The following is a 13,411-nucleotide window of genomic DNA, read 5'->3' on the forward strand; positions in this document are numbered from 1 at the left end:
CGACGATCGATTTCCAGCCGATCGTGGATACGTCCCGCCTTCATTCGCTGGCCCTCCACCAGCCTCGCGCGAAGGCCACAACATCGACCGGCGTGCCACATGGCGGGCGAGGACTCTCCGTCCTCGTGGTCGACGGCTTGCCTTCGGGCAGAGTTACCCATACCCGCAACTCCCGCTTGGCCCTGGAACCGGGTATGGGTGAGCTGGGCGAATTCATCCCCCGCCTCGGTGCAGTCCTGGTCGACGCCCATCGCCGCCCGTCCCTGTCGGCATGATCCAGTTGGTCCCCGGTAGGCGCCGTCATTCATCAGCACACGGGCGGCCACGCGGGAACCGCCGGTCACGGCTGGTACTCACTGCGGGTACGAGGCAGCCACTGGGGATGCTGGTCGCGCAGGTAGCGGATCAGTCCCTCGCGCAGGTCGCAGCGCAGGTCCCAGGCGCTGGCGCCATCGGCGGCCGAGGCCTGCACCTGGATGACAACGGTCTGTGGGGTGACGTCGACCATCTCGAGGACCCATCGGTCTCGATCCCACAGCGATGAGGACTCGACCAGTCGGCGTGCCTCACGGCGCAGGTCATCGAGGTCGGCGGTGTGGTCGACAGGTAACTGGATCTTGCCGATCACCCGTGACTCGTTCCGAGTCCAGTTCTGGAACGGCCGCTCGGTGAAGTACGTGGTCGGCAGGATGAGCAACCGGTCGTCCCAGAGCCGGATCACCACGTTGGTCAGCTTCACCTCCTCGACCCGGCCCCATTCGTCGTCCACCACCAGCACATCGCCGACGTGCAGTCCGTCGGCGAAGGCGACCTGAATGCCGGCGAACGCGTTGCCGAGCGCGGTCCGGGCGGAGAGGCCGATCACCGCGCCGACCACCCCGGCCGAGGTCAGAACGGAGACGCCGAAGAGACGTACCGGCCGGAAGGTGATCATGATCAGGCCGACCGCGAGGATCGTGACGACGGCCACCGTGAGCCGCCGCACCGGACGGATCTGGGTCCGGGCCCGCCGGACCCGCCGGCTCGTGACCGGATCGGTCGGCAGCCGGCTGAACGTGACTGCTTCGGCAACGTGCAGTGCCTTGATCACCAGCCACGCAGCGACGGCAATCAGGATCAACAGGATGGAGTGCCGCAGATAACGCTGCCAACCGGCCGGTTCGGGTGGCAGCGCGTAGTACAGCGCCCCGACCAGCAGAACCGTGGCTGCCGGGCGGCGGCAGGCGTGCCGCAGCGGCTCCAGCAGCCACTTGTAGCGGCCACGGGCAACCCGGCGGACCAGCACACCGGAGACCAGGTCCACGACCACGGCTGCGGCCAGCGCGGCCAACACGATCAACGCGGTACGCATCAGAAGTCGTCCACCGTGATCCCGACGCCGCCTCTCCCAGGCTCGCGACCGCCGCTCCCCGGGGTTCAGGGTGCCAGCAGATCCGGTGGCGAACCACGGATATCGAGAAAGGCAGACGGCAGGAAGGTACTGGACGATCTCGCCGAGAACCCGGCGACGTCGGCTTCCCTCGACCCGCCGGTTCGGGTTCCTGGTGACATGCCAGGTTATGCCGCGAAGGCGGTGCCGGTTGCGGTAGGTGTAAAGGAGGAGGTGTCCGATGACGCTGCCGTACGCGACCTTGCCGGGCGACCTCGACCACCTGATCGCCGACGAGCACGTGGTGGCGAACCGCCTCTTCGAGCACCTCGGGGCCGGACGTGGTGACCGACGCATGCTGGTCGACCAGGTGAGTTACGGCCGCGCCCTGCACGCCCACGCCGAGGAGGAGGTGTTGTATCCGGCGTTGGCCGAGATCGGCGCCGCCGTGGATGCCGAGGAGGGGCGGGACGAGCACCAGGCCCTCAAGAGGCTGCTCGTCCTGCTTGACCATGCGGATCCTGGCAGCCGCGAATTCGAGCGGGCGCTGAACAAGCTCATCGGCGGTATCCGGCACCACATCGAGAAGGAGGAACGGGAGTTCCTGCCGGCGCTGCGTCGGGCGGTGGGCGCGGAGGAGATGGGTCGGCTCGGCGAGCGGTACCTCGCCGCCAAGCGGTCGGTCCCGGTCCGCTCGCATCCCACCGTCCCGCCGACCGGACGCCGTCGCAGGCTCATGCACGTGGGCGCCGGGTTCATGGACAAGGTACGCGACCGGGTGTCCGGACGCAGCAACGTCCTGTCGACCGACGCCTCCTGGCTGCTCGACACCCAGGCCCAGCGGATCCTCGACACCTGGTCCCGACTGGTACTGGCCCCGTACGAACTCCTCACCCTCGAGCAGGCCCGCCAGCAGCCGAGCCTCGCCGACACGGCGATAGAGATCCTGCAGCAGGACGGGCGGCCGACGGACCCCGAGGAGGTCGGATCGGCAGCGGACGTCACCGTACCCGGCCCGGGTGGTGATCTGGTCGTACGCGTCTACAAGCCGCTCGGCCAGACCTCCGATCCGGTGCCCATCGTGATGTGGGTGCACGGTGGCGGTTGGGTCCTGTTCACGAACGACGACTATGACGCGTCCTGCCGCGCCCTGGTCAACCGGACGGGCGCGATCGTGGTGTCGCCGGAGTATCGCAAGGCTCCCGAGCACGTGTTCCCGGCCGCTCACGAGGACGTGCTGGCCACCTACCGGTGGCTCCGGACCAACGCCACCGGCCTCGGCGGCGACCCGTCACGCATCGCCATCGGTGGCGAGGGCGTCGGGGCGAACATGGCAGCCGCGACCTGCGGTCAGCTCAAGCAGGCAGGTGAGCCATTGCCCGTGGCGCAGGTGCTCGTATGTCCGCTGACCACCACCGCCCAGTACGGCGCGTCCATGCGGGACGCCGCAGACGCACGACCGCTGAATCGTCCACTGCTGTCCTGGATGATGATGCACGCCTTCCTTGGCGTGACGGACAGTCTGAAGGACCCCAGGGTCGATCTGCTCAGGCTCTCCGCGCAGGGCCTCGCCGGTCTGCCGCCGACACTGACCGTCACCACCGACCGTGACGTGCTGCAGAGCCAGGGTGACGAGTGGTGCGCCCGCTTGGAGGCCGCCGGCGTGCGGGCCACGTCGGTCCGTTACGGGGCAGTGATGCACGACTTCTTCGGCCTTGCCGCGGTGCTGGACAAGGCCGGGCACGCCCAAGAGGAGGTCGCCCTGCACCTGCGCCAGGCGTTCGGGGAGGCCCCGGCCGCACATCCGTTGGATGGTGCACCGATGCGAGCGCCCAAGGTCATCGGGTGACGCTGGCTGCCATGTCGTGGATCGTCCAGCTGCTGGCCTCGCCCGTACAACGGTGTGTCGCCGGCTCGCGGACGGTTCGGCGCCGGCGCTGTCGGGCGAACTGGTCGAGGAGGTCCGGATCCGGGTGGGGCTGGGCATCGTCGGCGACCGGTACTTCGGCAAGCATGCGCATCGCGACACACCCGTGACCGTGATCGCGCAGGAGTCCATGCCGCCCGGCGTTGATCTGGTGCAGGTCCGGCGGAACCTCCTCGCTGCCGGCATCGCCGTTTTGGGTCAGCCTAGGGCGAGGAGGCAGGACTCGTTGCCTTCCGAGTCGGCGAGGACGGTCCACGGGACATCGTGGTCCAAGTCGATGGCGATGGCGATGGCGATGGCGATGGCGATGGCGATGGCGATGGCGATGGCGCCGAGGGTCGCAGTCTGGCCGCCTCGGCCCCCAGTGTCCTGAGTCGTTGATTCATTGTTGGATTGTGGTACGGGCGATGGTCGGGGCGGCCCACGCCGACACGGTACGACTCTGCATCCGGTGCCGAGCCAATATCACTGCTCGGCGCAAGCCCGTTGCGGTTGGCGGGATACCCGCCGGGCGAGGGCTCAGGGCCGGGCTGATCCTCCCGGCTCTGGGTCCCACCGGGTCAGGCTGTCGCCATCTGGCGGATGTGTTTGCCCTCGGCGAACTCCTCGACCATCTTGGCGCAGAAGGCCGGGAGGTCGCTGGGGCTGCGGCTGGTGACCAGGCCGTTGTCGACCTGCACCTGTTGGTCCACCCAGGTCCCACCCGCGTTGCGGATGTCGGTGCGCAGGCTGGGGAACGAGGTGACGGTCCGGCCGTTGACGATCCCGGTCTCGACCAACGACCAGGGGCCGTGGCAGATCGCCGCCACCGGCTTCTGTTGCTGGAAGAACGCCCGGACGAAGTCCATCGCCTGCGGGTTCATCCGGAGCCGGTCGGGGTTGACCGTCCCGCCTGGCAGCAACAGCGCATCGTAGTCGGCCGCGTCGGCCTCGTTCACGGTCCGGTCCACCCGATAGCGGTTGGCGGGATCGATGTCCTGGTTCATCGACTGGATCTCGCCGGATTTCAACGAGATCAGGTGAACCTCCGCCCCCGCCTGCTCCGCGGCGGCCCGGGACTGGGTGTACTCCACGTCCTCCACCCCGTCGGCGGCGAGACAAGCGACTCGCTTGCCGGTCAGTGGCTGCTGGCTCTGCGCCATTTTGCGGCTCCCTTCGTGGCGCCGCCCCGTCGGCGGCGCATCGCTCGCTCGCGGTCGCCTTCCCGGTGCGGGCACCGGCAAACAGGCCAGCAAACACCGCTCGAGGGCGGACAATCGGGCCACATGCCCGCTGCACACCGACGGGTCTGGGTGGAGAGGTCGCGCTACGAGGGTGTGCCGCCTGTCGCAGCGGGTAACGCAGCCGAGACCCTGGTATCCCGGGCTCCCGGAAAGGCCCTCATGACCCTCGCTGCCGACGTGATCGAGCTGCCGTCCGGCCAGACGATGCCCGTTCTCGGCCAGGGAACCTGGTACCTCGGCGAGCGCCCCGCGAGGCGGCGAGACGAGATAGCCGCCCTACGCGCCGGGCTCGGCCTGGGCATGACCGTGATCGACACTGCGGAGATGTACGGTGACGGCGCTTCCGAGGAACTCGTCGGCGAGGCGATCATCGGACGACGCGCCGACGTCTTTCTCGTCGACAAGGTGCTGCCGTCCAATGCCAGCCGACGGGGAACAGTGCAGGCCTGCCGCCGCAGCCTGCAACGACTCGGCGTCGACCACATCGACCTCTACCTGCTGCACTGGCGCGGCACGCATCCACTCGACGAGACGATCGAGGCGTTCGCAGAACTCGTCGGCGCCGGTGACATCGGGCAGTGGGGTGTGAGCAACTTCGATCTCTCCGACATGACGGAGCTACTCGAGGCGGGCGGGACTTCCTGCGCGACCAATCAGATCCTGTACAACCTCACCCGCCGTGGTCCCGAGTACGACCTCCTGCCGTGGCTACGCGAGCACCGAATCCCGGTGATGGCGTACTCGCCGATCGAGCAGGGCCGACTGCTCGGCCACCCCCAGGTCGCGGAGGTCGCCGCCCGGCACGGGGCCACGCCCGCTCAAGTGGCGCTGGCCTGGCTGCTGCGGCAGGAGATGGTCGCGGCCATCCCCCGATCGTCCAAGCCCGAACACACCCGGGAGAACGCGGACGCGCGCAACCTGCATCTGACTGACGAGGACGTGGCGGCACTCGACACGGCGTTCCCGCGGCCGGTCAGCCCACAACCGCTGGAGATGTTGTAGCGTCACCGACCGTTTCGGCAGACGGCGCCGGTCGAGGTCGGCGCCGTCCGATCGGCGATCCGGCGGTGCAGGGCGGTGAGCGGCGGGCTGACGGTGGTGTAACGCTCGCGCACCCCTCCCGGGGGGTTGGCCCGGGCCAACTCGACGGCCGTCGCCATGGCCGGGTCAGCAGCGGTCGGCGGTTGCCCGGTGGCGGCTCGTCGCGTAGCCCGACGTCACCGCTGTCCCGGCCCCCGATCAGGGAAGACCTGCTCTGGGTCCGACAGGTGGCCTTGGCGGTCAACAGCTTGAGCACGGGTCGGCCGCCGACCGTGACATCCCAGCAGCGGCTCGTCGGCGAACACCGCACACGATCTCAGCCCGTTTGCGGGTGATCAGCTCCCGCGCCGTCTTCGAGCCGGTCGCCTGACCGTCAGCTCCCCGATGGCGGGGGGCGACGCGCGAGCCGGCGGATGAGAGGCACCTGGTACAGACCGGCGCTGGTGACGGCGTAGAAGACCGGCAGCAGGACGAAGATCACCAGGCCGGCGAGCGGTGCGACCAGGTACCCGATGAGCCCTGCGGCGACATAGAGGATGACCCCGACGAGTGCCCGCAGCCGCTCGGCGGGAAAATGCCGTTCACTCACCTTCTCTTCGAGCAGGTCCTGGCGCCGAGCCAGGTAATGGAAGAACGCCAGCCAGCTGGCGCAGAGCAGCGCGCCGATCAGCGAGTAGAAGGCGACGGCCACGCGTTGGTCCTGCTGGTCGTGCTCTTGAAGCGCGTGCGAGACGACGGCGGTCGGGAACGGCAGCAGCGCGGTGCTGAACAGGACGAGGAGGTTCACCCAGTGCAGGCCCCGATCACTTTCCTTGACGCGATTGAACGAACCCTTGTGGTTCAGCCAGACGATGGCGACGTAGGCGTACGAGGCGAGATAGGCGAGGTAACTCGGCCACTGCCCCAGCAGCCCCGACAGCAGGTGACCGGGCGATACGTCTGGCACCCGGAGATCCAGCACGAGCAGCGTGATGATGATGGCGAAGACGGCATCGCTGAACGCTATGGCACGGCTGGTGTCCGACCGGGTGCCCATGTCGTCGGTTGGCCTGTTCACGGCTGGTGGCTACCCACCGACGGCCACGGTAACCAGCTCCGCGCAACCGAACCAATAGTGCGAATCGCGAGGTCTGGGGCGAAGCGGATTGCAAGAATTCGACCGCCAGACGGTCTCGGAGTCGCCGCAGGGCGGAATCTTCACACGGGGTAGTGGATGAAAACGGTCGTGTACGACGGGCCACGGATGGTCAGCGTCTAGGAGGTGCCGGACGCCAGGATCGAGCGACCGACGGACGCCCTGGTACGCATCACGACGACGAACATCTGCGGATCCGACCTGCACCTGTACGACGGGCGCACGGATCTACAGAAGCAGGGGAAGGCGCCGTTCGACTACGGCATGTTCTGGTTCAAGGGGCAGAGCATGGGCACCGGTCAGTGCAACGTGAAGAACTACAACCGGCAGTTGATGAACCTCATCGCGAACCACAAGGCCGAACCCTCTTTTCTGGTGTCGCACGAGCTGAAGCTGGACCAGGCACCGGAGGGGTATCGGAACTTCGATGTCCGCGCTGATGGCTGGACCAAGGTGCTGCTGCACCCGGACGGCGGACGTTGACGACGATTTGGCCGCATGAGACGCGGAGGCGGTACCCGGTGTGGGTGCCGCCTCCCTCGGGTTGGTTACCCGAGGAAGGTCGCCGCCGCACGAGCCGCAGGCGGTACCGGCCATGGCTTTCTCGTTCTCCCACACCGCCGTAGGCAGCCGCGGCATCGCCTGCGGATCGTCGTGACCCGCCCATTCCGCCGGGACCAGCAGCTCTTGCGTTCCGCGCCCGACAGCATCCCTTCCACGAACTCCACGGCGGTCCGGCGCGGCTCCGTCCGAACCAACCGGCACGAGACATCCGTCACCGCCTTGCCCAGACGGCGGTCAGTTGACCGCTGACGGAACTCATCGAGTGTCCGAATCACACATACGAGACCATCCGATATGAGATGGTTTGCGTCTGAAGGACGCCGTTTACCGACGGCACTCACACGAGCAGATCAAGCGACGGGGGCGGACATGCGGTGGCTGATCGGTGGAGCGGTCGCGCTGGCCGGCGGGATGGTCGCCCGGCGGCTGCTCGGCGGGGCTGGCCGGAGCAACGACCAGTGGCAACGGGGTCAGGCACGGCGGCGCGGGCCGAGGTGGCATGTGGCGACGGTGAACCGACCGGCCGGTGACGTCGCTCCGGGCGGACAGTTCCCCGAGCCGCTGGCCGGGCTCGGCGACGCCGTCGAGATCCAGGTCCGGCCGGCTGCTGGCGGCCGGGGCACCGAGATCGCCGTACGGCTGCGCGACGGCGCCCGACTCCCTCTTGCCGCCGCCGCCCGGCGGGCCGCCGGCCGGGATCCCGAACAGGCGATCCGGGCCGCGCTGCGAGAGTCGAAACAGTTGATCGAGACCAGTGAGGTTCTCCACCCGGACTATCCGCCCACCACCGAGTCGACTCCGTTGAACAAGCCACTGCAGATGGCCACCCGACAGGGTCGGCGGGAGGGACGGCTGTGAAGGCACTGGTCTGGGAGGGAGCCAACGAACTCGCGGTGCGGCAGGTTCCGGACCCGAAGATCCGCAACGAGCAGGACGCCATCGTCCGGGTCCGCCGGACCGTGACCTGCGGATCGGACCTGCACCTGCTCGGCGGGTACATCCCGTTCATGGAACGCGGCGACGTCCTCGGGCACGAGTTCCTCGGCGAGATCGTCGAGGTCGGCCCGCAGGTACGCAACCACAAAGTAGGCGACCGGGTCGTCGTCTGCTCGTTCATCTCCTGCGGCAAATGCTGGTACTGCCAGCAACAACAGTTCTCGCTGTGCGACAACGGCAACACGAACCCGGCGATCACCGAGAACGTCTGGGGCTCAGCGCCCGGAGGCTGCTACGGCTACTCGCACGCCCTCGGGGGCTTCGCCGGCAGCCACGCCGAGTACATCCGCGTCCCCTACGCCGACCAGGGCGCCTTCACCGTCCCGGACGCGGTGAGCGACGAACGCGCGCTGTTTGCCTCCGACTCCGCCCCGACCGGCTGGATGGGCGCCGACCTCGCCGGGGTGAAACCGGGCGATGTCGTTGCGGTCTGGGGCGCCGGGGCGGTAGGACAGATGGCGGCCCGCGCATCCGTGCTGCTCGGCGCCGACCGGGTGATCGTCATCGACCGACTCGACAACCGGCTCCAGATGGCCCAGACGCATCTCGGCGTCGAGACGCTGAACTACGAGCAGCAGGACATCGGCGCCGAGTTGCTGGAGCGCAGTGGCGGTCGAGGCCCGGACGTCTGCATCGAGGCCGTCGGGATGGAAGCACACAGCAACGGTCCGCAACTCTGGTACGACCAGGTCAAGCAACAGTTGCGGATCGAGTCCGACCGACCGATCGCCGCCCGGGAGGCGATCTACAACTGCCGCAAAGGCGGCAGCGTGTTCGTCCTGGGCGTGTTCGCCGGCCTGGTGGACAAGTTCCCGCTCGGCGCGCTGATGAACAAGGGACTGACCCTGCGCGGCGCCCAACAGCACGGACAGCGCTACATTCCCATGCTGCTGGAGCGGATGGCCCGCGGCGAACTGGTCACCGAGCACCTCGCGACGCACACCATGCCGTTGGACGAAGCTCCACGCGGCTACGAGATGTTCAAACAGAAGCTCGACGGATGCGTACGGGCCGTCTTCCAGCCCACCAGCTGACCGGTACCGCCGACGCGACCATCACCTCTGCCCTCGCACCTGTGCCGTTCGTAAACCTGGTTCTGGCTACGCTGCCTGCGAGTATTCGCTGATCATGCCGTGGAGGATCTTCCGCCGCTGTACCCGGATCGTGGCCAGGTCGACCACCGGTGGAGGTGGTGTCTCGCGGTTCGGTGGGCGTTGTGCCCGACCCTGATGGGGCTGATGGGTCGTTGTAGTGCGTGACGTACTCGTCCAGCACGATCCGCAGGTGCCGCGGGTTGTAGATCAGCATCCGGTCCAGGCGTTCCCGACGTACCGTGCGTACCCACCGTTCGGCGTGGGCGTTGGCGCGCGGTGCGCCGGGGGGCTACGCAGGATCTCAATCTCTTCGGCGGTGAACACGTCGTCGAAGATAGCGGTGTACTTGGTGTCCCGGTCCCGGATCAGAAACCTGAACTGGGACCCTCGGTCCCCGAGGTCCATCGCATGAAGCATAAACCAGCCTGGTAAGGAGTCCTTACAACTTCCCCGACCGGTCCTTACAACTTCCCCGACCGGTACGTCAGGCACAGCAACCACGTACTACGGATCGACGTGATCGGCACCGACACGGACCGCGCCGACGCCACCTTCCGCCGGACATCCTGACAACCGCCATCGCCGTGCGATCGGCGGCGGTCGTACCGGTCCCGTGTACGAATCCGAATGTTCGTGAACGTATGGGTTCGAAGGCTGGTGTCCTGTTGGCGGTTCCGATACCGATGTAACCCAGAAGACATCAGGTTGATGTCGGAGCCCAGAGAGGCCAAATCTAGTGATTGGACATTTCACGACAAGGACCCGGTTGCTGGTCACCCTGGTGGCTGCGTTGACCGTGGTGGTGGGCGGCGGCGTGGTGGTGGTCGCGTCGTCGCCGGCGGCTGCCGCGACCAGCCAGTTCCGCGGGATGAACTGGGCGGTGTTGGGTGACAACTTCAGCACCGGCCCGCTCGTCGTGCAGGGCCTCAGCTCGTCCGACAGCAACGCGACGGTGCGGGCCAAGGCGAATGCCCTCTACGACGACATGGCTTCCACCATGGGGGTCAACACCATCCGGCTGCCGATCAACACCCACACGGTGGGCACGGCCTGGTGGGAGGCCTACCGAGGCGCCATCGACGCCGCCACCGCCCGCGGATTCAAGGTCATCCTCGCCTATTGGGAGGACGGCGCCGCCTCCGGCGGCAGGATCACCAACCTCGCCGCGTGGAACACGATGTGGTCGACGGTGACCAACACCTACGGCACGAACACCAACGTCTACTTCGAGCCGATGAACGAACCGCACGGTTACAGCTCGACGGAATGGCGCAACGTCGCGGCGAACTGGCTCAGCTACCACTACTCCGCGACGCCCAGCCGGGTGCTCATCGGCGGCACCGGCTTCAGCCAGGACCTTCGGGACGTCTGCAACGACACCCGCTTCAACTCGACGCTGCTCTCCTTCCACTACTACGCCTTCTTCTACGGCGCGATGACCTACGACGCCTTCCGCAGCCACATCCAGACCCGCCTCGGCAACTGCGCCTCCCGGGCGGTCGCCACCGAGTTCGGCGCGCCCATGAACGACGGCCGGAACTACGCCGACGCGAGCAGCACCGACAACTTCGTGCGCTACATCCGCGCCATGGCGCAGGTCATGCGCGACAACGGCATGGGCGGCACCTACTGGCCCGCCCTCGGTGGCAAACCCGGCACCATCGGCTACGACTGGTACTCGATGTTCTCCCTCAGCGGCAGCGGCACCGACCTCAACCTGACCGTCCGCAACACCTCCGGCGCCGACCGGATCCGCTACGGCTGGGGCGACACCATCGGCAGCGACCCCACGACACCTCCGCCAACGACAGGAACGTTCTACCGGATCAATGTGCGCCACAGCGGCAAGGCCATGGAGGTCCAATCACCGAACACCGACAACGGTTCGCGCATCGGCCAGTACACCTACGGCGGCAACGCCTGGCAGCAGTGGCAATTCCAGGACGCCGGCAACGGCTACTGGCGCATCGTCAGCCGACACAGCGGAAAGTGCATCGACGTGGTGAGCGCCTCCACCGCCGACGGCGCCCAACTCATCCAGTACACCTGCGGCACCGGCACCAACCAGCAGTTCCAGATGCTCACCAACGGCAGCTACTTCCAACTCCGCGTACGACACAGCAACAAGTGCGTCGACGTCCCGTCCGCGTCGACCGCGGACGGCGTGATCCTCACCCAGTACACCTGCCACACCGGCACCAACCAGCAGTGGTCGCGCACGGCCGCCTGACGGTCGCCTCGACGTCACCGCCGAGCGTGGACCGCACGCTCCGGTACCGAGCCTGTGCTCGGTACCGGAGCGTGCGTGCCGCGCGGCTCGGCGGGCACGGGAAATCACGCCGCGCTGCTGGGTGGGACGCCGCGGCGACGTCGACCGGGTCGGGCCTCGCGTGCGGCGCGGCCCCGGCCGGGGCGGCCCGTCACGCGCGCGGCGGAGAGGTCGACTCGCGGACCCGCAGGGACGGGCTGATGACGACCCGATGTGCGGGGCGTTCGGGGTCGGTGAGCCGGTCGGCGACCAGCCGCACCGCGGCGCGGCCGATCGAGCGCCGTGGCGGTCGTACCGCGGTCAGCGGTGGGCTGAAGAGCTCGGCGACCTCGTCGTCGTACGCAACGATGGAAAGATCGCCGGGCACGGCCAGGTGCCGCTCCTCGCAGTGCTGCACCAGCGCGATCGCCTCGGGGTCGGCATGCACCAGCAGTGCGGTGGTGCCGGTCACCTGGCACTGGTGGAGGACGGCGTCGAGCGCGGCGTCTCGCTCTGGTGCGCGGGCGTCCGGCACCGCGGCCGCGACGGTGGCGTCCGGGTCCAGCCCGCACTCTGCCGTGGCGTCGAGCCAGCCGCGCCGGACGTGCCGGCTGGTGGGGCTGTTGGCGGCGACCACCAGGCCGACCTTGCGGTGCCCGAGGGAGGTGAGGTGCCGCACCGCCATGGCCGCGCCGAGCGCGTGGTCGGTGACCACCGACTCCATCACGGCGTGGTGGCTGCCCACCGTGGCCGTGCGTTCCAGCAGGACGACGGGGAAGCCGAGTTGGTCGAGCCACTCGATCGTGCGCTCGGAGGTGGGCGCGTCCATGCGCGGCGCGATGATCAGGCCGTCGACGGCCATCCGTTCCACGAGCCGGGCCAGCTGGGGCTTGTCGTCCTCGGAGTCGTACGAGGAGCCGCGAAGCACCACGCGCATGTCGAGCTCGCGGGCGGCCTCCTCGGCGCCGCGGGCCACGTCCGGCCAGTAGTAGTCCAGCGAGGGCACCAGCATGCCGAGGGAGCGTCCGTCGAGCGAGTCGAGGCCCGCGCCGGGTGCCTCGTCGGCGGTCGGGGTGTCGCCCGGCGTGACCAGCGCGACCCCGCCGTGGACCCGGTTGACCAGACCTTCGGCGGCGAGCTGGGCGATGTCGCGGCGGATGGTGACCGGTGCGGCGCCGAGCGCGTGGGACAGGTCGGAGATGCGCATCGCCCCGTCGCGTTGCAGCGCCTCCAGCAGATGCTGGCGGCGGGCGACCTGCAGCGGTCCGCGAGCCTCCGTCGTGCCGGCAGCGGGACTGTCCTTGGTCATGGGGCACCTCCGAAGAACACTTCGTGCGGCGGAAGCGCCTCCACGGTGAGGACGAACTCGCCGGCCGGTCCGAACGCGGTGACGTCGATCGCGAGCCGGTGCAGCCGCGCTCCCCACACGTCGAAGAGCATAGGGTCCTCGATCGGGCGTACCGTCGCTGTGCAGGGGGCGGACGCCGGGCGCCAGCTCAGCCCGACCCGGCCGGCACCGTCGAGCGCGGTGACCTCGGCGCGCCCGTCGCCGAGCCGCACCTGACCGGCGACGAGCAGGTGGACGTGGGTCGGAGGCGGCTCGGCGGTCGGGTCGAGCGTCCAGGCGTCGACCACCACGACGCGGCCGCTGTGCCGCTCCAGCCGGGCGGTGCGCCACCAATGCCGCAGGTCCGGCCGCGGGTACGCGGCGGCGATGTCCATGGTGGCCTCGGCCCTGGTGTCGTCGCAGGCACGGGCGATGTGACGGGCGGCGAAGCCCTGGCCGGGGGCCTGGCCGGGGGCCTGGCCGGGGG

The 13,411-nt window shown here is 68.6% G+C and carries 13 protein-coding genes and 3 pseudogenes; 8 read left to right on the plus strand and 8 right to left on the minus strand.

Features of this window, described 5'->3' with window-relative positions; all coding sequences use genetic code 11:
• Positions 1 to 340: 340 nt before the first annotated feature.
• Entirely contained in the window at positions 341 to 1,351 is a 1,011-nt protein-coding gene (locus I0C86_RS39710; protein WP_196206468.1) for a mechanosensitive ion channel family protein, read from the minus strand.
• Between the two features lie 259 nt (positions 1,352 to 1,610).
• On the opposite strand from I0C86_RS39710, the gene I0C86_RS39715 reads away from it, so the two are divergent.
• Both I0C86_RS39715 and I0C86_RS45305 read left to right on the plus strand, forming a co-directional pair.
• The gene (locus tag I0C86_RS39715; protein ID WP_196206469.1) at positions 1,611 to 3,218 is read left to right on the plus strand and encodes an alpha/beta hydrolase fold domain-containing protein; all 1,608 of its coding nucleotides are present in this window, start codon (positions 1,611 to 1,613) and stop codon (positions 3,216 to 3,218) included.
• A gap of 52 nt (positions 3,219 to 3,270) precedes the next feature.
• Positions 3,271 to 3,669, plus strand: coding sequence for a hypothetical protein (locus tag I0C86_RS45305; RefSeq protein ID WP_196206470.1), 399 nt, complete (start codon positions 3,271 to 3,273; stop codon positions 3,667 to 3,669).
• A 187-nt stretch (positions 3,670 to 3,856) separates the two neighbouring features.
• On the opposite strand, the gene I0C86_RS39725 is transcribed toward I0C86_RS45305, so the two are convergent.
• Positions 3,857 to 4,438, minus strand: coding sequence for a type 1 glutamine amidotransferase domain-containing protein (locus I0C86_RS39725; protein ID WP_196206471.1), 582 nt, complete (start codon positions 4,436 to 4,438; stop codon positions 3,857 to 3,859).
• A gap of 240 nt (positions 4,439 to 4,678) precedes the next feature.
• On the opposite strand from I0C86_RS39725, the gene I0C86_RS39730 reads away from it, so the two are divergent.
• The gene (locus tag I0C86_RS39730; RefSeq protein WP_196206472.1) at positions 4,679 to 5,521 is read left to right on the plus strand and encodes an aldo/keto reductase; all 843 of its coding nucleotides are present in this window, start codon (positions 4,679 to 4,681) and stop codon (positions 5,519 to 5,521) included.
• 2 nt (positions 5,522 to 5,523) lie between these two features.
• Here I0C86_RS39730 and I0C86_RS39735 read toward each other — a convergent pair whose 3' ends face one another.
• The gene (locus tag I0C86_RS39735; RefSeq protein ID WP_196206473.1) at positions 5,524 to 5,679 is read right to left on the minus strand and encodes a hypothetical protein; all 156 of its coding nucleotides are present in this window, start codon (positions 5,677 to 5,679) and stop codon (positions 5,524 to 5,526) included.
• 254 nt (positions 5,680 to 5,933) lie between these two features.
• Complete coding sequence (locus I0C86_RS39740) at positions 5,934 to 6,617, minus strand: TMEM175 family protein (RefSeq protein ID WP_323374142.1); 684 nt, start codon at positions 6,615 to 6,617, stop codon at positions 5,934 to 5,936.
• 204 nt (positions 6,618 to 6,821) lie between these two features.
• Between I0C86_RS39740 and I0C86_RS39745 the strand changes: the two genes are divergently transcribed.
• From I0C86_RS39745 to I0C86_RS39755, 3 genes are all read left to right on the plus strand, one after another.
• Positions 6,822 to 7,178, plus strand: a complete 357-nt coding sequence (locus tag I0C86_RS39745; RefSeq protein WP_196206474.1) for an MDR/zinc-dependent alcohol dehydrogenase-like family protein — start codon at positions 6,822 to 6,824, stop codon at positions 7,176 to 7,178.
• A gap of 450 nt (positions 7,179 to 7,628) precedes the next feature.
• Positions 7,629 to 8,117: a hypothetical protein gene (locus I0C86_RS39750; protein ID WP_196206475.1), complete on the plus strand. Its 489-nt coding sequence runs from the start codon at positions 7,629 to 7,631 to the stop codon at positions 8,115 to 8,117.
• Positions 8,114 to 9,289, plus strand: a complete 1,176-nt coding sequence (locus I0C86_RS39755; RefSeq protein ID WP_196206476.1) for a zinc-dependent alcohol dehydrogenase — start codon at positions 8,114 to 8,116, stop codon at positions 9,287 to 9,289. The genes I0C86_RS39750 and I0C86_RS39755 overlap by 4 nt, the downstream gene beginning before the upstream one ends.
• Here I0C86_RS39755 and I0C86_RS44195 read toward each other — a convergent pair.
• Together I0C86_RS44195 and I0C86_RS44200 are read right to left on the minus strand one after the other, a co-directional pair.
• Positions 9,237 to 9,575 (minus strand): annotated as a pseudogene (locus I0C86_RS44195) (hypothetical protein); the annotation flags it as partial. The gene I0C86_RS39755 and the pseudogene I0C86_RS44195 overlap by 53 nt on opposite strands.
• The gene (locus I0C86_RS44200) at positions 9,557 to 9,754 is read right to left on the minus strand and encodes a hypothetical protein (protein WP_230395569.1); all 198 of its coding nucleotides are present in this window, start codon (positions 9,752 to 9,754) and stop codon (positions 9,557 to 9,559) included. The gene I0C86_RS44200 and the pseudogene I0C86_RS44195, both read right to left, overlap by 19 nt.
• A 66-nt stretch (positions 9,755 to 9,820) precedes the next feature.
• On the opposite strand from I0C86_RS44200, the pseudogene I0C86_RS44690 reads away from it, so the two are divergent.
• Together I0C86_RS44690 and I0C86_RS39770 are read left to right on the plus strand one after the other, a co-directional pair.
• Positions 9,821 to 9,919, plus strand: a pseudogene (locus tag I0C86_RS44690) (AbfB domain-containing protein); the annotation flags it as partial.
• 196 nt (positions 9,920 to 10,115) lie between these two features.
• Positions 10,116 to 11,579, plus strand: coding sequence for an RICIN domain-containing protein (locus tag I0C86_RS39770; RefSeq protein WP_230395570.1), 1,464 nt, complete (start codon positions 10,116 to 10,118; stop codon positions 11,577 to 11,579).
• Between the two features lie 190 nt (positions 11,580 to 11,769).
• Here the strand turns inward: I0C86_RS39770 and I0C86_RS39775 are convergent, their stop codons facing one another.
• Together I0C86_RS39775 and I0C86_RS39780 are read right to left on the minus strand one after the other, a co-directional pair.
• Complete coding sequence (locus I0C86_RS39775; RefSeq protein WP_196206478.1) at positions 11,770 to 12,906, minus strand: substrate-binding domain-containing protein; 1,137 nt, start codon at positions 12,904 to 12,906, stop codon at positions 11,770 to 11,772.
• Positions 12,903 to 13,411: pseudogene (locus tag I0C86_RS39780) on the minus strand (hypothetical protein); the annotation flags it as partial. The pseudogene I0C86_RS39780 and the gene I0C86_RS39775, both read right to left, overlap by 4 nt.

Source organism: Plantactinospora alkalitolerans (assembly GCF_015690345.1).
In the GTDB taxonomy this organism is placed as follows: Bacteria; Actinomycetota; Actinomycetes; order Mycobacteriales; family Micromonosporaceae; genus Plantactinospora; species Plantactinospora alkalitolerans.

Excerpts from the sequence above, each read along its gene's own strand:
- I0C86_RS39715 (WP_196206469.1), top strand. The coding sequence starts at position 1,611 with ATGACGCTGCCGTACGCGACCTTGCCGGGCGACCTCGACCACCTGATC.
- I0C86_RS39735 (WP_196206473.1), bottom strand. The coding sequence starts at position 5,679 with ATGGCGACGGCCGTCGAGTTGGCCCGGGCCAACCCCCCGGGAGGGGTG.
- I0C86_RS39775 (WP_196206478.1), bottom strand. The coding sequence starts at position 12,906 with ATGACCAAGGACAGTCCCGCTGCCGGCACGACGGAGGCTCGCGGACCG.
- I0C86_RS39725 (WP_196206471.1), bottom strand. The coding sequence starts at position 4,438 with ATGGCGCAGAGCCAGCAGCCACTGACCGGCAAGCGAGTCGCTTGTCTC.
- I0C86_RS44200 (WP_230395569.1), bottom strand. The coding sequence starts at position 9,754 with ATGGACCTCGGGGACCGAGGGTCCCAGTTCAGGTTTCTGATCCGGGAC.
- I0C86_RS39730 (WP_196206472.1), top strand. The coding sequence starts at position 4,679 with ATGACCCTCGCTGCCGACGTGATCGAGCTGCCGTCCGGCCAGACGATG.
- I0C86_RS39750 (WP_196206475.1), top strand. The coding sequence starts at position 7,629 with ATGCGGTGGCTGATCGGTGGAGCGGTCGCGCTGGCCGGCGGGATGGTC.
- I0C86_RS39710 (WP_196206468.1), bottom strand. The coding sequence starts at position 1,351 with ATGCGTACCGCGTTGATCGTGTTGGCCGCGCTGGCCGCAGCCGTGGTC.